This is a genomic window from Salipiger bermudensis (genome assembly GCF_020171625.1).
GTDB classification, from domain to species: Bacteria; Pseudomonadota; Alphaproteobacteria; order Rhodobacterales; family Rhodobacteraceae; genus Salipiger; species Salipiger bermudensis_B.
Genome location: NZ_JAIUZY010000003.1, coordinates 508,053 through 523,965 on the forward strand (window position 1 = coordinate 508,053; position 15,913 = coordinate 523,965).

At 68.6% G+C, this 15,913-nt stretch carries 19 protein-coding genes; 10 read left to right on the plus strand and 9 right to left on the minus strand.

The window, feature by feature from the left end:
* Positions 1-249: 249 nt before the first annotated feature.
* From LCM15_RS05965 to LCM15_RS05975, 3 genes are all read right to left on the minus strand, one after another.
* Complete coding sequence (locus tag LCM15_RS05965) at positions 250-1,536, minus strand: homoserine dehydrogenase (protein WP_224854244.1); 1,287 nt, start codon at positions 1,534-1,536, stop codon at positions 250-252.
* A gap of 139 nt (positions 1,537-1,675) precedes the next feature.
* Complete coding sequence (locus LCM15_RS05970; RefSeq protein ID WP_224854246.1) at positions 1,676-2,569, minus strand: serine hydrolase domain-containing protein; 894 nt, start codon at positions 2,567-2,569, stop codon at positions 1,676-1,678.
* A 9-nt stretch (positions 2,570-2,578) separates the two neighbouring features.
* The gene (locus tag LCM15_RS05975; protein ID WP_224854249.1) at positions 2,579-2,866 is read right to left on the minus strand and encodes a hypothetical protein; all 288 of its coding nucleotides are present in this window, start codon (positions 2,864-2,866) and stop codon (positions 2,579-2,581) included.
* Between the two features lie 99 nt (positions 2,867-2,965).
* Between LCM15_RS05975 and LCM15_RS05980 the strand changes: the two genes are divergently transcribed.
* On the plus strand, positions 2,966-3,556 hold the full coding sequence (locus tag LCM15_RS05980) for a TetR/AcrR family transcriptional regulator (RefSeq protein ID WP_224854252.1): 591 nt from the start codon (positions 2,966-2,968) through the stop codon (positions 3,554-3,556).
* A gap of 34 nt (positions 3,557-3,590) precedes the next feature.
* Here LCM15_RS05980 and LCM15_RS05985 read toward each other — a convergent pair whose 3' ends face one another.
* On the minus strand, positions 3,591-4,007 hold the full coding sequence (locus tag LCM15_RS05985) for a c-type cytochrome (protein WP_224854254.1): 417 nt from the start codon (positions 4,005-4,007) through the stop codon (positions 3,591-3,593).
* 148 nt (positions 4,008-4,155) lie between these two features.
* On the opposite strand from LCM15_RS05985, the gene LCM15_RS05990 reads away from it, so the two are divergent.
* The gene (locus LCM15_RS05990; protein ID WP_224854257.1) at positions 4,156-4,590 is read left to right on the plus strand and encodes a DMT family transporter; all 435 of its coding nucleotides are present in this window, start codon (positions 4,156-4,158) and stop codon (positions 4,588-4,590) included.
* 13 nt (positions 4,591-4,603) lie between these two features.
* Here the strand turns inward: LCM15_RS05990 and LCM15_RS05995 are convergent, their stop codons facing one another.
* Both LCM15_RS05995 and LCM15_RS06000 read right to left on the minus strand, forming a co-directional pair.
* Positions 4,604-5,287 carry an ABC transporter ATP-binding protein gene (locus tag LCM15_RS05995; protein WP_224854259.1) on the minus strand — a complete coding sequence of 228 codons (684 nt, stop codon included), beginning with the start codon at positions 5,285-5,287 and terminating at the stop codon, positions 4,604-4,606.
* Positions 5,280-6,566 (minus strand): lipoprotein-releasing ABC transporter permease subunit, encoded by a 1,287-nt coding sequence (locus LCM15_RS06000; RefSeq protein WP_224854262.1) that lies wholly within the window; start codon positions 6,564-6,566, stop codon positions 5,280-5,282. The genes LCM15_RS05995 and LCM15_RS06000 overlap by 8 nt, the downstream gene beginning before the upstream one ends.
* A gap of 121 nt (positions 6,567-6,687) precedes the next feature.
* Here LCM15_RS06000 and LCM15_RS06005 point away from each other — a divergent pair, with 121 nt between their 5' ends.
* The 4 genes from LCM15_RS06005 to LCM15_RS06020 all read left to right on the plus strand — a co-directional run bounded on the left by LCM15_RS06005 (position 6,688) and on the right by LCM15_RS06020 (position 9,161).
* Positions 6,688-7,320 carry an NAD(P)-dependent oxidoreductase gene (locus tag LCM15_RS06005; RefSeq protein ID WP_224854264.1) on the plus strand — a complete coding sequence of 211 codons (633 nt, stop codon included), beginning with the start codon at positions 6,688-6,690 and terminating at the stop codon, positions 7,318-7,320.
* A 38-nt stretch (positions 7,321-7,358) separates the two neighbouring features.
* The gene (locus LCM15_RS06010) at positions 7,359-7,688 is read left to right on the plus strand and encodes a DUF1992 domain-containing protein (protein WP_224854267.1); all 330 of its coding nucleotides are present in this window, start codon (positions 7,359-7,361) and stop codon (positions 7,686-7,688) included.
* 47 nt (positions 7,689-7,735) lie between these two features.
* Complete coding sequence (locus LCM15_RS06015; RefSeq protein ID WP_224854270.1) at positions 7,736-8,854, plus strand: pyridoxal phosphate-dependent aminotransferase; 1,119 nt, start codon at positions 7,736-7,738, stop codon at positions 8,852-8,854.
* A 118-nt stretch (positions 8,855-8,972) separates the two neighbouring features.
* Entirely contained in the window at positions 8,973-9,161 is a 189-nt protein-coding gene (locus LCM15_RS06020; protein ID WP_224854273.1) for a histidinol phosphate aminotransferase, read from the plus strand.
* 30 nt (positions 9,162-9,191) lie between these two features.
* On the opposite strand, the gene LCM15_RS06025 is transcribed toward LCM15_RS06020, so the two are convergent.
* The gene (locus tag LCM15_RS06025; protein WP_224854276.1) at positions 9,192-10,391 is read right to left on the minus strand and encodes a pyridoxal-phosphate-dependent aminotransferase family protein; all 1,200 of its coding nucleotides are present in this window, start codon (positions 10,389-10,391) and stop codon (positions 9,192-9,194) included.
* A gap of 142 nt (positions 10,392-10,533) precedes the next feature.
* On the opposite strand from LCM15_RS06025, the gene LCM15_RS06030 reads away from it, so the two are divergent.
* The 4 genes from LCM15_RS06030 (at position 10,534) to LCM15_RS06045 (ending at position 14,582) form a co-directional block, all read left to right on the plus strand.
* Complete coding sequence (locus LCM15_RS06030; RefSeq protein WP_224854279.1) at positions 10,534-11,229, plus strand: fused DSP-PTPase phosphatase/NAD kinase-like protein; 696 nt, start codon at positions 10,534-10,536, stop codon at positions 11,227-11,229.
* Entirely contained in the window at positions 11,226-12,974 is a 1,749-nt protein-coding gene (locus LCM15_RS06035) for an ABC transporter ATP-binding protein (protein ID WP_224854281.1), read from the plus strand. The genes LCM15_RS06030 and LCM15_RS06035 overlap by 4 nt, the downstream gene beginning before the upstream one ends.
* A gap of 79 nt (positions 12,975-13,053) precedes the next feature.
* Positions 13,054-13,788: a YgfZ/GcvT domain-containing protein gene (locus tag LCM15_RS06040; RefSeq protein ID WP_224854284.1), complete on the plus strand. Its 735-nt coding sequence runs from the start codon at positions 13,054-13,056 to the stop codon at positions 13,786-13,788.
* Positions 13,785-14,582 (plus strand): fructosamine kinase family protein, encoded by a 798-nt coding sequence (locus tag LCM15_RS06045; RefSeq protein ID WP_224854286.1) that lies wholly within the window; start codon positions 13,785-13,787, stop codon positions 14,580-14,582. Before LCM15_RS06040 ends, LCM15_RS06045 begins: the two co-directional genes overlap by 4 nt.
* A gap of 14 nt (positions 14,583-14,596) precedes the next feature.
* Here LCM15_RS06045 and LCM15_RS06050 read toward each other — a convergent pair whose 3' ends face one another.
* Together LCM15_RS06050 and efp are read right to left on the minus strand one after the other, a co-directional pair.
* Positions 14,597-15,064 (minus strand): GNAT family N-acetyltransferase, encoded by a 468-nt coding sequence (locus tag LCM15_RS06050; protein ID WP_224854289.1) that lies wholly within the window; start codon positions 15,062-15,064, stop codon positions 14,597-14,599.
* A 95-nt stretch (positions 15,065-15,159) separates the two neighbouring features.
* On the minus strand, positions 15,160-15,723 hold the full coding sequence (gene efp, locus LCM15_RS06055) for an elongation factor P (protein ID WP_224854291.1): 564 nt from the start codon (positions 15,721-15,723) through the stop codon (positions 15,160-15,162).
* Positions 15,724-15,913: the final 190 nt, after the last annotated feature.

The window sequence follows — 15,913 nt, forward strand, 5'->3', positions numbered from 1 at the left end:
GGCGCCCGCCCCTTCTCTGGTTCGAAAATACCTCAGGGGTGAATTGGCCCAACGGGCCAAGAGGGGGCAGCGCCCCCTCTCCTTCCTAACGCGCACCTCCGGCGCGACAGGGGACAGCGCCGCCTCATTCTCTTCCTAACACGCACCTCCAGTGCGACAGGGGGCAGCGCCCCCTGCCCGCCTCGGCCCGCCACGGCGGGGCGAGGGAAAACCTGCGCGCCCCGTCAGGGGCGCACCGCCAGATCGGCCTCAGACCTGCTCGATGCGCAGCGCGACCGGATCGCCCTGCACCACGCCGGTGGCCGGGATCGCGTCGAGCGCCGCATCCAGCGCCGCGCGGGTGGTCTTGTGGGTCACGATCAGCACCGGCGCGGCGTTGTCGACATGGTCGTACTGACGCATCCGGTGGATCGACACCCCGGCCTCGCCCAGGGCCGAGGCCACCTTGGCCAGCGCTCCCGGCTTGTCCGCCAAGCTCATGCGCAGGTAATAGGGCGCCGGCGTCGCGGCCTTGGCCGGCGTCGCCTGCACCAGCCGGCTGGCCGGCGCACCGAAGGTGGTCACCCGGGTGCCGCGCGCGATGTCGACCACGTCGCCCATCACCGCGCTCGCCGTCGGGCCCTCGCCCGCACCGGCGCCGCGCATCACGATCTGGCCGACCTGATCGCCCTCGATCACCACCATGTTGGTGCCGCCCTCGAGCTGCCCCAGCGGCGACGAGGCGGGCACGAGGCAGGGCGACATCGACTGCTCGAGCCCGCGCCCGGTCATCCGGCACACGCCCAGAAGCTTGATCTTGTAGCCCATGTCCGAGGCCTGCCGGATGTCGTCGATGCTGACCCGGCCGATGCCCTCGAGCTCGACCGCGTCGAACGCGACCTGCGTGCCATAGGCGATGGCCGAGAGCAGCGACAGCTTGTGCGCGGCATCGATCCCGCCCACGTCGAGCTCGGGATCGGCCTCGAGGAAGCCCAGCCCGTCCGCCTCGGCAAAGGCCTCGGCATAGCTCAGACCGCCGCTTTCCATCCGCGTGAGGATATAGTTGCAGGTGCCGTTCATCACGCCCATGACCCGGGTGATGTCATTGGCGGCAAGCCCTTCGGTCAGCGCCTTGATCACCGGGATGCCGCCCGCGACCGCCGCTTCGAAGCGCAGCACGCAGCCATTGTCCTCGGCCAGCTGCGCCAGCGCCTGACCGTGATGGGCCAGAAGCGCCTTGTTGGCGGTGACCACGTCCTTCCCCGCCTTCAGCGCCGCCTCGACCGCCGCCTTGGCCGGCCCGTCCGAGCCGCCGACCAGCTCGACGAAGACATCGACATCGTCGCGCGTGGCGAGCGTCACCGGATCGTCTTCCCAGCCGTAATCGGTCAGCGGCACGCCGCGATCCTTCTCGCGGTTGCGGGCCGAGACCGCCGAGATCGCGATGCCGCGCCCGGTGCGCGCCTCCAGCAGGACGGATTTCTGGCGGACGATCTTGACGACGCCGGCACCCACGGTGCCCAGGCCCGCGATTCCGAGACGGAGGGGGTCAGACATGGGAGTGCTCCTTCTAGCTGTGCGCGCTTTTGGCAGGTGTTCGGCCCGCATTATCCCCAAGGCCGCGCCGGTGCAACGGCGCGCTGGCGGGATTCGGTCCTGCTGCGGCGAAACCGCTGCGCCGCCGGGCGAGCATTGCTCAGCCCGCGAGCGCCAGCCGCACCGCCGCGTGCTCGGCCACGCCTTCGTCACCTCCGTCGGTGAAGCAGGCCACCGTCACCGGGCGGGGCAGGTCGGAGAAGTGATAGACGGCGTTGACGCTGAACGGCCCCGCGCCGGAATGCCCGATGGCGCGCCCCGCCGCACCGGCCCTGCCACTCATCAGCCCCGTCGCGTAGCCGTGCTCGGTCCACGGACGCCCCGGCAGGGCGCCGCCCAGAGGGTGCGTCTTGCGCATTCGCGACAGGCTCTCGGTCCGCAGCAGCCGCCCCGCAAACAGCGCCTGCATCATCCGCGCCGCGTCGGGCGCAGTGCCGATCAGGCAGCCGTGATAGACCCAGCCCGGATGATAGCGCCGCGCGCCGGGCCACGGGGTCTGTGCGAACTGCGCCCGCGTCTGCGCAAGCCCCACGCTGTCGAGCCCGAGCGGTGCCGCGATCAGCGCCGCCACCAGCTCCCCGAGTCCCCGCCCGGTCACCGCCTCGATCCGTTCCCGTGCCAGCAGGTAGCCGAGATTGGAGTAGCGCCAGCCCTGCCCCGGCGCGAAGAGCTGCCCCTGCGCCAGGACCGCCTCGACAAGCACGTCGCGCGGCCAGGGCGCCTCATCCGCGCGCACTGCCGCGTGATAGCTCGGCAGACTGCCGTAATCCGGCAGCCCGGCGCGGTGGGTGAGGAGTTGGTGCAAGGTGAATGGCTGGTCCGGCAGCGGCGCGTCGAGATCCAGCCGCCCCTGCTCTGCCAACCGGAGCGCACAGATCGCGATGGCCGTCTTGGTGACGCTCCACCACGGAAACAGCAGGCCGGGCGCACCGAAGGTCTCACGGTCGCCGTCATCGTAGAGCCGGCAGGCGTGAAGGGGCGGCTGGGGCGTCACGCGCGCCGCCTATTCCGACGTATCGACGCCATCATCCATCCGCTGCCTGTCCCTGTCCGAGACCACCTCGCCCTGAAGCCGCGAGGCGCGCGAGCGCAGTCCCGCGACCCGGTCCTCGATGCCCGCGCGCAGCTCCGGCGTGGCGCGCGGCGGCGGCGCGGAGATCAGATCGTCGATCGGCAACAGGGCGGGAAACGGCTGCGACGCCACGCCCGGGGTGCGGGCGGCATCGAGCTCGGGAAAGGTGGCGCAGCCCAGCAGGGCGACGGGCAGCAGCAGAAGAGGCGAGAGGCGCATGGGCGGATCCGTCTGGTCTGTCACCCTCTTGCCGCACAAGCGCGGGCGGGGCAAGCACCAGACCTTGTTCTGAACGCTCGTTCAGTTAATCTGGACGCCATGGCACGTACCCAAGGCTCCCATTCCGACATCACCGGACCCAAAGTCCGCGAGACCGCGCTGCGGCTGTTCGCCCAGCACGGCTATGCCGCCGTGTCGATGCGCCAGATCGCCCGCGAGGTCGGCGTGCAGGTGGGCGCGCTCTACAACTACACCCCCGACAAGCAGGCGCTGCTGTTCTCGCTGCTCAAGGGCCACATGGACGAGCTTCTCGCGACTTGGGAGGCCGAGCCGCGCCCGGAGGGGCCGCGCGAGCGGCTCGAGGCCTTCGTGCGTTTCCACATCCGCTTCAACCTCGACCGGCCGCAGGCGATCTTCATCTCCTACATGGAGCTGCGAAATCTCGCGCCCGAGAACTTCGCGGTGATCGAAGCGCAGCGAAAGCTCTACGAGGGCGCGCTCGAGGCGATCCTGCGCGACGGGCAGGCCGAGGGCGCCTTTTCGGTGCCCGACACGCGGCTCGCCTCCTACGCGCTCATCGCCATGCTGACCGGGGTGAACACGTGGTACCGCGCCGGCGGGCGGCTCTCGATCGACGAGGTCGCCGACATCTACTGGGACATGGTACGCAAGTCGGTCTCCGCGGGCTGAGGCCGGGCGGCCCCGGCCCCTCCCCCGCGCAGGATCAGCGCGTGGCCTGGATCGATTCGAGGTATTCCAGCAGCGCCACCATCTTGCGCGGTGTGGGCGTGAGCACCCCGTCGCCGGTGTCGAGCGGCACGAGATCGCCCTTCAGCAGCTCGCCGAACTCGGGCATCGACGGCCCGTCGAGATCCGAGCGGGCGTAGCCGTCGATCATCGACAGCACCTCGGCGCGGGGGAATGCGTCTCCGTGGCGCACGGTGATGAGCGTCAGGTCCTTCGGCGCCACGGACATGCTGCGCGCCAGTTCGCCATCGCCCTTGCCCTCAGAGCCGTGACAGACCGAGCAGTACTCCATGTAGAGCCCGCGCCCGTCCGCCGCCTCCGGCATCTCGTCGGTGGTGCAGGCGGCGATGGCCAGCCCCGCTGTCAGCCATGTTCCGATCAGTACGCGTTTCATGCCCGATGCGCTCCCCTCGTCGTGTTGCCTCATGTCTCGCCTGTCAGGCTTTGCGGTGCAAGTCAAAGTCTCAGACCTTTTCCGGGTGACAGCCCCGCCCCGCCGCCGCATGGTGCCGCAAGACCGCTGTCCGCCCGAAGGAGACCCCATGCCCATCCACGCGCTCACCATGCTTGCCGCCGGCATCGGCATCCCCGTTCTCGCGGCGCTGAACGCGCGGCTGGGCGGATATATCGGCTCGCCTGCGGCGGCGGCGTTCATCCTGTTCATCGTGGCGCTGTCGGCGGCGACGGTGGTGATGTTCGTCACCGATCCGCGGCCGGTTGCGCGCGCGGTGGACGCCCCGAAATACCTCTTCCTCGCGGGTCTCTTCGTCGCCTTCTACGTGCTGAGCATCACCTATGTCGCGCCGCAGTTCGGCGTCGGGCGGGCGATCTTCTTCGTCCTCGTCGGCCAGCTCATCAGCGCCGCGATCATCGATCATTTCGGCCTGTTCGGCGCGCGGCAGATGCCGCTCTCGGCATCGCGTGTGGGCGGACTTGCGATGATGGCGATCGGGGTCTGGCTGGCCCAGCGCGGCTGAGGCGCAACCAGCCTCAGCCTTCGACGAGACGTCCCTCCTCGAGGCGCACCCGACGGTCCATGCGCGCCGCAAGCTCGAGGTTGTGGGTCGCGATCAGCGCCGAAAGCCCCGTTTCGCGCACCAGCCGCACCAGCGCCCCGAACACCGTGTCAGAGGTGGTGGGGTCGAGGTTGCCGGTCGGCTCATCCGCCAGAAGCAGCTTCGGCCCGTTAGCCATCGCCCGGCAGAACGCCACGCGCTGCTGCTCGCCGCCCGACATGGCAGCAGGGCGATGCCCGGCGCGCGCGCCGATGCCGACGCTTTCCAGAAGCTCCTGCGCCCGCGCCTCGGCCTCGGCCTTGGCCACGCCATTGGCGAGCTGAGGCAGCACGATGTTCTCGCGGGCGGTGAACTCGGGCAGCAGGTGGTGGAACTGGTAGACAAAGCCCACCTCCTGCCGCCGCAGGATGGTGCGCCGCCGGTCCGAGGCGTCGGTCACGGTCTCGCCGGCGATGGCCACCTGACCCTGATCGGCGGTGTCGAGCAGGCCCGCGATGTGCAGCAGCGTCGACTTGCCGGCGCCCGAGGGGGCGACCAGCGCCACGACCTCGCCGCGAGCGACCGACAGGTCGGCGCCGCGCAGCACCGCGATCTCGTTCGGCTGGCCGGGGTTGTAAACTTTCTCGATGCCCTGAAGGCACAGCACGGGATCACTCATAGCGCAGCGCCTCCACCGGGTTCATGCGAGCCGCCCGGCGGGCGGGAAAGATCGTGACGATGAAGGACAGGCCGAGCGACAACGCCATGGCGCTGAGCACGTCGCCCACCTGCAGCTTGGCGGGCAGCGCGTAGATGCCGCGCACCGCAGGGTCCCAGACTCCGCCGCCTGCCACGTAGTTCACGAAGGAAAAGATCGGGTCGATATAAATCGCGAAGAGGCAACCCAGAACCACCCCCATCAGCGTGCCGATGACGCCGGTGAAGGCGCCGCAGATGAAGAACACCCGCAGCACCGCGCCCTCGGTCAGCCCCATCGTGCGCAGGATGCCGATGTCGCGGCCCTTGTTCTTGACCAACATGATCAGCCCCGAGACGATGTTCATGGTGGCGATCAGCACCAGCACCGAGAGGATCACGAACATCACGTTGTCCTCGACCTCGAGCGCGCGGAGGAAGGCCCCCGACGCGTCCTGCCAGGTCCAGATCAGCGCGCCCTCGCCCGCCGCCTGCAGAACCGGCAGCGCCAGCCGCTCGACCCGCTCGGGGTCGTCGATCATCACCTCGAGCTCGTCGGCCACGCCCTCGCGGTTGAAATAGAGCTGCGCCTCCTCGAATGGCATGTAGACCCGCGTGCGGTCGATGTCGTAGCGCCCGGCGGTGAAGATGTAGACCACGTCGTATGCCTTGACCCTCGGGCTGACGCCGAAGGCCGTCCGCACGCCGTCCGGCGAGATCAGCTTGAGCTGGTCGCCGACTTCGATGCCCAGCTCGCGCGCCACGCCGGAGCCGATGGCGATGCCCTGCTCGAAACTGTCGATGTCGCCCTCGCCGGTCTCGGGGTCGGCGACGCGCGGGATGCCCTTGAGGTCGTCCTTGGCGATGCCGAACACCTCGACGCCCGCGTTGCGGCCATCGGCGGTGCCCATCACCTGCCCCTTCACCAGCGGCGCCACGCGGATCACGCCCGGCACCTCGGCCACGCGTGCGGCGCGCTCGGCATAGTCGTCGAAGGTGCGCACCGGGCGGTCGTTCTCGTCGAACTGCTGGCTGGAATAGACCGTGACATGCGCGTTGGCACCGAGGATCGTGTCGACGAACTCGGCCCGGAAGCCAGAGCGCACCGCCAGCGTGGCGATCAGCGCGAACACCGCGAGCGTGATGCCGACGAGGCTGATCCAGGTCATCACGCTGACCCCGCCTTCGGCGCGGCGCGCGCGCAGGTAGCGCCACGCGATCATCCATTCGAACGGGGCGAAGGGGGCTGGTGTATTTGCCATAATCTCTTTCTGTGCCGAAGGGCCTGATGCACGCAGGTCTGCTCGGCGCGGAAAGTGGCCTTTTGGCGGAACGGGGTCAAGCACACCCGCGTTGGCCTCGAAATAGGAGGGAGCACGGCGCATGAAACTTCTCGTGATCGGAGCCAGCCGCGGCATCGGTGCGGTGACGGTGGAAACCGCGCTCGCGCAGGGCCATACGGTCCGCGCACTTGCCCGCAGCGCCGGTGAGATGGCGTTGCAGCCCGGCCTAGAGCCGGTCCCCGGAGACGCCACCGACCCGACCTGTGTTGCCGAGGCGGTCGCCGGTGTCGATGCGGTCGCCATGACTCTGGGCCTGCCGCGCAACGGCTCGGTCGTCTGGACCCGGACCAAGCTGTTCTCGGAGGCCACCGCGGCGCTGCTCCCGGCAATGCAGAAGGCTGGCGTACGCCGCCTGATCGCCGTGACCGGCATCGGCACCGGGGATTCGCGCTCGGCGCTGTCGTGGACCGAGCGGATGACGCATCAGGCGCTGCTGGGCCGCGCCTATGCCGACAAGGACATTCAGGAAGAGATGATCCGCAGCTCCGATCTCGACTGGACGCTGGTGCGCCCAACCATTCTCACCAATGGCGGCGTCGGGCATTACAAGGTGCTGGTCGAGCCCGAGACCTGGCGCATGGGGCTGGTCAGCCGCCGCGCCGTGGCAGATTTCGTGGTCCGCGCCGCGGGCGCCGACGAGATGATCGGCAAGGCGCCGGTGCTGGTGCGATAACGCTGGCACCGCATTCGTTCCGGGCGCAAACTGGCGGCATGACTGGCTGGCAGCGACTCACCGAAGCGCAGATCCGCAAGGCGGAGGCCGAGGGCAAGCTCTCCGGCCTCGCTGGCGAGGGTGAACCTCTTCCCCACCGTCCGGGCGATGCGCTGATCGATGCCGGGGACGCGGCGGGCTATCGCATCATGGCCGAGGCCGGTGCCCTGCCCGAGGAAATCCGCCTCAAGGCCCGGCTCGACGCCGCCCGCGCCGACTGGCAGGCGGCCACCACCGAGCCAGAGAAGCGGCGGCACATGGGCCGCTTCGCCGATCTGCAGATGCGCTACGAGATCGCCCGCGACGCACGGCGCAAGTTCCTGCGCTAGGACGCATCCGCTTGACCGCGAAGCACGGCAGGCCGTAAATCCCCGCCATGACCCACGGACCCAGATTTCCCGACCTCATCGCCCGCCTTCCCGCCACCGTGCCCTTCGTCGGACCGGAAGAGCACGAGCGCGCCAGCGGCCACGTCTTCCGCGCCCGCCTCGGCGCCAACGAGAGCGTCTTCGGCCCCTCGCCCAAGGCCATCGCCGCGCTGCAGGCCGCTGATCGGGAGATCTGGAAATACGCCGACCCCAGCCATTTCGAGCTGAAGACGGAGCTGTCGAAGCGGCTTGGCTGCGGGCACGGGAACATCGTCTTCGGCGAGGGCATCGACGGCTGCCTCGGCTACCTCGTGCGCCTGCTGGTCGAGCCGGGCGATGCGGTGGTCACCTCGGAGGGCGCCTACCCGACCTTCAACTACCACGTGAACGCCTATGGCGGCGTGTTGCACAAGGTGCCCTATCGCGACGACGCCGAGGATATCTCGGCGCTTTTCGCCAAGGCGGCCGAGGTCGATGCCAAGATCGTCTACCTCGCCAATCCCGACAACCCGATGGGCAGCTGGATCGACGGGGCCACCATCGAGGCGGCGCTCGACGACCTTCCCAAGGGCACGGTCCTGGCGCTCGACGAGGCCTATATCGAGTTCGCCCCCGAGGGCACCGCGCCGAAGATCGACCCGGAGGACCCCCGCGTCATCCGTTTCCGCACCTTCTCCAAGGCCTATGGCATGGCGGGCGCGCGGGTGGGCTATGCCTTCGGCGCCGAGCCGCTGATCAAGGCCTTCGACAAGATCCGCAACCACTTCTCGATGAACCGCTCGGCGCAGCAGGGCGCACTGGCCGCGCTGCTCGATGATGCGTGGCTCGCCGAGGTGCGGTCGCGCGTGGTCGCGGCCCGCGAGCGCATCGCCGCGATTGCCGACGCCAACGGACTCAGCGCCCTGCCCTCGGCCACCAACTTCGTGGCGGTCGATTGCGGCCGCGACGGCGACCACGCGCGGGCGGTTCTCGAGGCGCTGGCGCGGCATGGGGTGTTCGTGCGGATGCCCTTCGTGGCGCCGCAGAATCGCTGCATCCGGATCAGCGCCGGCACCGAGGCCGATCTCGACATTCTGGCCGAGGCCCTGCCCAAGGCGCTGGCAGAGACACGCCAGGCAAAGGGCTGACGCCCCTCGCGGCAGGAAGTTCGCGGAACCATTACCTTGCGTAAAGGGTTCGATCCCAAAGTTGCGGCGTCACCCGTGTCAGGCGGGTGACCCGCGACGATTTCTGAGGATCAGCCCCATGGATAACCGCACGCGCCAGTCAGCCCCGGACTACACCTCGCCCGCGCTGCTCTTTTTGTTCATCAACATGCTGTGGATCTTCGGCGTGATCTGGGTGAACTGGGGTCTCGGCGTGGTGGCGCTGGCGGGGGTGGCGGTGAACCACCTCATCACCCTGCTCGACCGACGGATGAACGGCGCGGCCTGAGCCGCGCCTCCTTGCCTGCGATCGACGTGATCAGACGGCGGAGCCGATGACCTCGGCCGCCGCCGCGACGCCGCCGCGACCGTGCGGAATGCCGACCGCGTGCAGACCCGCCTCGATCACCCCGAGCGCGCCCAGCACCATATGCGCGTTCACGTGCCCCATGTGACCGATGCGGAAAAAGCCGGTACCCATCGGGTCGTCCGGCTCGGACATGCCCAGCCCGATCCCGAGCGTCAGCCCCGCCGTCGTGTCGGTCCACTTGCGCAGCTCGGCGCCGTAGGGCGCGCCCACGCGCAGCGCGGTGACCGCGTGGCTGCGCACCGACGGGTCCTCCACGTTCATCGACAGCGGCCCGTCCGAGCCCCAGACATCCGCCGCCGCCCAGATCGCGCGGGCGAGCGTGGCATGGCGCTTCCAGATCGCCTCGATGCCCTCGGCGCGAATGATGTCGAGCGCGGCGCGCAGACCGTAGAGGTGATGCGCGGGCGCCGTGCCTCCGAAATACTGGTAGAACATCTCGGGGTTGGCGCGTGGCGTCCAGTCCCAGTAGCGGCTCACCCGGGTCATCGCGGCGCGGCGCTCGGCGGCGCGGTCGTTGAAGAACACGAAGCTCAGCCCCGGGGGCACCATCAGCCCCTTCTGCGAACCCGCCACCATCACGTCGGCGCCCCAGGCGTCCATGCGGAATTCATCGCAGGCCAGAGAGGCGATGCAATCGACCATCAACAGCGCCGGGTGGCCGAGATCGTCAAGAACGCGGCGCACCGCCGCCACATCGTTGCGCACCGCGCTCGCGGTATCGACATGGGTGACCAGCACCGCCTTCAGCGCGTGCCCGGTGTCGGCCTCGAGCGCCTCGGCCACGCGCGCCGGGTCGAGCGGCGTCTTGCGGCCGAAATCGATGATCTGCGGCTCGACCCCCAGCCCCTGCGCCATGTCGGCCCAGCCATGGCCGAAGCGCCCGGTGGCGGGCACCAGCACCTTGTCGCCCTCGGCCAGCACGTTCGACAGCGCGGCCTCCCAAGCGCCGTGGCCGTTGGAGATATAGATCGCCACATGGCCCTCGGTCTGCGCCACGTAGCGCAGGTCGGGGATCATCCCCGCCACCATGTCGACAAGCTCGCCCTCGTAGATGTTGGGCGAGGCGCGGTGCATCGCCCGCAGCACGGCATCGGGCATGACCGACGGCCCGGGAATGGCCAGATACGGGCGACCGTGGGCAAGTGACATGGGTTTTCTCCGTGAAAGTCCCCCTTGAAATTCCGGGGTCTGCGCCAACCTAAGCATGGGCGCGGCGGCGTCAATCCGCCCCGCCGCTTGCCACGCGCGCCCAAGGCCACTAAACCGCCGAAAGGCCATCGGGACGTCATTCATGCTCTCAAAGCTCTGGGGAAAGATCGAACACCGCGAGCGGCGCATACGCCGGTCGTTCGGCAAGGATATCTCGACCCCGGCGGCACGGGCCTTGTCGCAGTTCCATTACAACCTCTTCGATCACGCCTGGCTGCGCACGGTCTGGACCAATTTCTGGCAGATCGCGCCCGGCGTCTGGCGCTCGAACCACCCGACCCACCGGCGCTTCGAGAAATACGCCAGAATGGGCATCAAGACGGTGATCACGCTGCGCGGCGAAGAGAAGTTCTCTCACTACCTCTTTGAAAAGGAGAGCTGCGCGAAGCTCGGGCTCACCCTGGAGCACGCCAAGCTCTGGGCCCGCTCCGCGCCCAAGCGCGAGCGCATCCTCACCCTGATCGACACCCTGCGCGATGCCGAACGCCCGATGATGTTCCACTGCAAGTCGGGCGCCGACCGCGCGGGCTTCGCCTCGGCGGTGTACCTGATGGTGTTCGAGGGCGTCCCGGTCGAGGTCGCCCGCAAGCAGCTCGGGCTGAAATACATCCATCTCGAGTTCACCCGCACCGGGGTTCAGGGCTACATTCTCGATGTCTATGCCGCGCGCAATCGCCGTGCGCCGATCCCGTTCGAGGACTGGGTCCGGACCGAATACGACGGCAAGGCCGTTCAGGCCGGGTTCGACGCCAAGCGGCCGCCGGAAGAGCTGGCGTGAGCGGGCCGAACCACAATTCGCGCTACCTGTTCATCTGGCTGTGGCGCAACTACCTCTGGCAGCACCGCTGGCTGCTGATGGTCGCGCTTGCCTTCATGAGCGTCGAAGGCGCCATGTTCGGCGTGCTCAGCTACATGATGAAGCCGATGTTCGACACTGTCTTCGTCGGGGGCAACGGGGACGCGATCTGGTGGGTCGGGCTGGTGATCTTCGGCAGCTTCCTCGTGCGTGCGGTGGCGAGCGTGGTCCAGAAGGTGCTGATGTCGCAGATCTCGCAGGTCACCGTGGGCGATATCCGCAACGACCTTGTCGGCCATCTGATGACCCTCGACGGCGCCTTCCACCAGTCCTACGGGCCGGGCTACCTGATGCAGCGCATCGAAGGCGATGTCGGCAGCATTGCCAAGGTCTGGAAGATCATCATCTCCGGCGCCGGGCGCGATGTGATCTCGCTGTTCTCGCTCTTCGGCGTGGCGCTTGCGATCGACTGGCGCTGGACTCTCGTCGCACTGGTGGGCGCGCCGCTGATGGTGCTGCCCTCGACCTTCGCGCAACGCTACGTGCGCAAGAACGCCCGCAAGGCGCGCGACATCTCGGCCGGCCTGTCGACCCGCCTGAACGAGATTTTCCACGGCATCGTGCCGGTCAAGCTCAACCGGCTCGAAGACTATCAGGCCGGGCGCTACGCAAATCTCACCAAGAAGCGCATCCGCACCGAGGTCAGATCCTCGTTCGGCGGCGCCGCGATTCCGGCGCTGATCGACATCATGGCCGGCATCGGCTTCATCGGCGTGCTGTTCTACGGCGGCCGCGAGATCATCGCGGGCGAAAAGACCGTCGGCGATTTCATGGCGTTCTTCACCGCCATCGCGCTGGCCTTCGAGCCGCTGCGCCGGCTGGGCGCGGTGAGCGGCACCTGGCAGATCGCCGCCGCCTCGATCGAGCGCCTGAAGGAGCTGATGGAAATGGTGCCCGCGCTGCGCGACCCCGCCGCGCCGAAAGCCGCACCGGAGGGCGTGCCGGGCATCGTGCTCGAGGACGTGCACCTCTCCTACGGCGACGCGCCCGTGCTGCGTGGCACGAGCTTTACCGCCGAGGCCGGCAAGACCACCGCGCTGGTGGGCGCGTCGGGCGCCGGCAAATCGACGATCTTCAACGTGCTGACCCGGCTGGTCGATCCGGCCAGCGGGCGGGTCGAGATCGGCGGCACCCAGGTCTCGGACATGAAGCTTGCCGAGCTGCGCAGCCTGTTCTCGGTGGTCAGCCAGGAAGCCCTGCTGTTCGACGAGTCGCTGCGCGAGAACATCCTGCTCGGCCGCGGCGACATCTCGGACGCGCGCCTGCAGGAGGTGCTCGAGGCCGCGCACGTGGCCGATTTCCTGCCCCGCCTCGAGGGCGGGCTCAACGCACAGGTCGGGCCGCGCGGATCGTCGCTCTCGGGTGGCCAGCGCCAGCGCGTGGCCATCGCCCGCGCGATCCTGCGCGACACGCCCATCCTGCTGCTCGACGAGGCCACGTCGGCCCTCGACGTGCAGTCCGAAGCGGTCGTTCAGAAGGCGCTCGATGCGCTTGCGAAGGGCCGCACCACGCTGGTCATCGCGCACCGGCTTTCGACCGTGCGCCATGCCGACAAGATCGTCGTCATGGATCAGGGCCGGGTGGTCGAGCAAGGCACCCATGACGAGCTGCTGGCGCGCGGCGGCACCTTCGCACGGCTGCACGCGCTGCAGTTTTCCGAAACCTGAGCCCTCTCCCCCTCGCACCCGCCGCCCAGGCATCCTAGATTGCGTCCAGACGACACGACGGACCGATCGGGAGAGTACGATGACGAGCGAACGCAAGGTGCTGCGGGTGAGCGGCCCAGAGGCGGAGCAATTCCTGCAGGGGCTGGTGACCAATGACGTGGCCCGCCTGAAGGACGGGCTGGTCTACGCCGCCATGCTGACCCCGCAGGGCAAATACCGCGCCGATTTCTTCCTCGTGCCCAAGGGCGAGGACATCCTGATCGATGTGGATGCGGCGCTGGCGCCGGACCTCCAGAAAATGCTGACCATGTACAAGCTGCGCTCCAAGGTCGAGGTCTCCGAAACCGACATCACCGTGACCCGCGGCACCGGCCCCGAGCCGGAGGGCGCCTTCGTCGATCCGCGCGACCCGCGCATGGGCTGGCGCGGTTATGACGGCCAGACCGGGGAAGACGCCGACTGGGATGCGCTGCGCGTCGCCGCCTGCGTGCCCGAGAGCGGTATCGAGCTGACGCCCGACACCTTCATCCTCGAAGCGGGGTTCGAGCGCCTGAACGGCGTGGATTTCCGCAAGGGCTGCTATGTCGGGCAGGAAGTCACCGCGCGGATGAAGCACAAGACCGAGCTGCGCAAGGGGCTCGCGCAGGTCGAGGTGTCCGGCAGCGCGCCAGTCGGTAGCGACATCCTCGCCGGCGAGAAGGCCGCGGGCACGCTCTACACCCAGGCAGAGGGCCACGGCATCGCCTACCTGCGCTTCGACCGAGCTAAGGGCGAGATGACGGCCGAGGGCGCAACGGTGCGCTACACGCCGTGACGCTCGCGGCGCTCGAGCCGGTCTTCGGGGCCGAGGTCACGTCGGCGCAGCCCCTGCATGGCGGCGACCTTTCGGAGGTGCTGAAGGTCACGCTGAGCGACGGTCGGGTGATGGCGGTCAAGCGCGGCGTGCGGGTCGATACCGAGGCCCGGATGCTTGCCGCCATGGCCACTGCCGGCGCCCCGGTGCCCGGGGTGCTGCATCAGGCCGGAGACCTGCTCTGCCTCGAATGGCTCGAGGAGTCGCAGGCCTCTGCGCGCGGCTGGGAGGCGCTCGGCGCCGGGCTGGTGGCACTGCACGAACATTGCGGCACCGGCTATGGCTGGCCCGAGCCCTACGCCTTCGGGCCGCTCCCGATCGAAAACGGCGCGGCGCAGAGCTGGCCTGGCTTCTGGGCCGAGCATCGCCTGCTGCCGTTCCTGCCGCACCTTCCCGCTGATCTGGCCCACAGGGTCGAAGCGCTCGCCGCAGCGCTGCCCGAGCGTCTGCCCGCATCCCCGCCCCCTGCCCTGCTGCATGGCGACCTCTGGACCGGCAACGCGCTCTTCGGGCGCGACACCGCGTGGATGATCGATCCCGCCTGCTATCACGGTGACGGCGAGGTCGACCTCGCCATGCTGGAACTGTTCGGCACCCCGCCAGACGCCTTCTGGGCGGGCTACGGCGGCACCGAGCCGGGCCGGGCCGAGCGCCGCCCCATCTACCAGCTTTTTCCAGCGCTCGTGCATCTGCGGCTCTTCGGGGCGAATTACCGCGGCATGGTCAGCGGCCTGCTCGACGCCTCCGGGGTCTGAGCCCGCCGCCTCGCTCAGAACAGGCGCTTTTCATAGACCTCCACCGCCCGCGCCGCACCGGCGCGCTGCATGAGCCCGCGTGACGCCCCGTTGAAGCTGTGAACATGGGCCACCCAGCTCTCGCAGCCGCGCGCGGTGATCTCGGCCTCGAAGCCCGCCACCAAGCGACGCGCGATGCCCCGCCGCCGCCAGGACGGCGCCACCGCGATGTGATCGAGCACCGCGAGGCAGCGCGGGCGCTCCACCGCACTCTCGGGGACCTCGCGCAGCCGCCAGAGCAGGTAGCCGCGCACCACGCCCTCGGCCCGGTAGACCAACGCCTCTGCGCCGGCCTCGAGGTCCTGCGCCAGCATCCCGGCCAGCGTGGCATCGTCCGCCTCGGCGTGGAACCGGTGCGGCACCCGCTGCACATGCAGGGCGTTCAGCCCGCGCAGCAGGCTGGCCACCTGTGGCAGATCCGATTGGAGAAAGTGATCGATCATGAAAAAGGCCTCCTGGGCTTTGCGCCGGAGGCCTTTGGTCATCTCGTCATGTCTGCCCCCGGATCGCACGGGGACAAGAGTGGTCGGCGCGCGGGTTATGCGCGTTCCGAATACTCCATGGTTTCGGTGTTCACGACGATGTCCTCGTCCTGCCCCACGAAGGGCGGAACCGAGATGCGCACGCCGTTGTCGAGCACCGCGGGCTTGAAGCTGTTGGCGGCCGTCTGGCCCTTCACCACCGGCTCGGTCTCGGCGATCTTGCAGATCACCTTCTGCGGCAGGGTCGCGTTGAGCGCCTCGGCATCGTAGAATTCGACCACGATGGTCATGCCGTCCTGCAGGAACGGGCGCCGGTCGCCGAGGATGTCGGCGGGAAGCTGGACCTGGTCGTAGCTTTCGGTGTCCATGAAGATCAACATGCCGTCATCCTCGTAGAGGAACTGCATGTCGCGCTGCTCGAGGCGCACGCGCTCGACCTTGTCGGCGGAGCGGAAGCGCTCGTTCAGCTTGGAGCCGTTGCGCAGGTTCTTCATCTCAACCTGTGCAAAGGCACCGCCCTTGCCGGGCTTCACGTGGTCGACCTTCACCGCGGCCCACAGGCCGTCATTGTGCTCGAGCACGTTGCCGGGGCGGATTTCGTTACCGTTGATCTTGGGCATAAGGAGCGAAACCTCGCCAAAAGGTTGATGATTGTCTGGCCGGTCCTATATCTGGCCAGTCCTGCCCATGCAAGACAGCGAATATCGTGTGCGTAAGAATTGAGCAATGTTGTGAGCGCATGTCAGCCATGCGTATGTGGTGTATCCGAATCGAACGGAATGGTCCATAACGCCACACACGCCGGAAAAG

Coding starts and splice junctions, on each gene's coding strand:
- LCM15_RS06025 (WP_224854276.1), bottom strand. CDS start 10,391: ATGTCACTTGCCCACGGTCGCCCGTATCTGGCCATTCCCGGGCCGTCG.
- LCM15_RS06020 (WP_224854273.1), top strand. CDS start 8,973: ATGGATAACCGCACGCGCCAGTCAGCCCCGGACTACACCTCGCCCGCG.
- LCM15_RS06005 (WP_224854264.1), top strand. CDS start 6,688: ATGAAACTTCTCGTGATCGGAGCCAGCCGCGGCATCGGTGCGGTGACG.
- LCM15_RS05985 (WP_224854254.1), bottom strand. CDS start 4,007: ATGAAACGCGTACTGATCGGAACATGGCTGACAGCGGGGCTGGCCATC.
- LCM15_RS06010 (WP_224854267.1), top strand. CDS start 7,359: ATGACTGGCTGGCAGCGACTCACCGAAGCGCAGATCCGCAAGGCGGAG.
- efp (WP_224854291.1), bottom strand. CDS start 15,723: ATGCCCAAGATCAACGGTAACGAAATCCGCCCCGGCAACGTGCTCGAG.
- LCM15_RS05965 (WP_224854244.1), bottom strand. CDS start 1,536: ATGTCTGACCCCCTCCGTCTCGGAATCGCGGGCCTGGGCACCGTGGGT.
- LCM15_RS05975 (WP_224854249.1), bottom strand. CDS start 2,866: ATGCGCCTCTCGCCTCTTCTGCTGCTGCCCGTCGCCCTGCTGGGCTGC.
- LCM15_RS06000 (WP_224854262.1), bottom strand. CDS start 6,566: ATGGCAAATACACCAGCCCCCTTCGCCCCGTTCGAATGGATGATCGCG.
- LCM15_RS06015 (WP_224854270.1), top strand. CDS start 7,736: ATGACCCACGGACCCAGATTTCCCGACCTCATCGCCCGCCTTCCCGCC.
- LCM15_RS05990 (WP_224854257.1), top strand. CDS start 4,156: ATGCCCATCCACGCGCTCACCATGCTTGCCGCCGGCATCGGCATCCCC.
- LCM15_RS06030 (WP_224854279.1), top strand. CDS start 10,534: ATGCTCTCAAAGCTCTGGGGAAAGATCGAACACCGCGAGCGGCGCATA.
- LCM15_RS06040 (WP_224854284.1), top strand. CDS start 13,054: ATGACGAGCGAACGCAAGGTGCTGCGGGTGAGCGGCCCAGAGGCGGAG.
- LCM15_RS05995 (WP_224854259.1), bottom strand. CDS start 5,287: ATGAGTGATCCCGTGCTGTGCCTTCAGGGCATCGAGAAAGTTTACAAC.
- LCM15_RS06050 (WP_224854289.1), bottom strand. CDS start 15,064: ATGATCGATCACTTTCTCCAATCGGATCTGCCACAGGTGGCCAGCCTG.
- LCM15_RS05980 (WP_224854252.1), top strand. CDS start 2,966: ATGGCACGTACCCAAGGCTCCCATTCCGACATCACCGGACCCAAAGTC.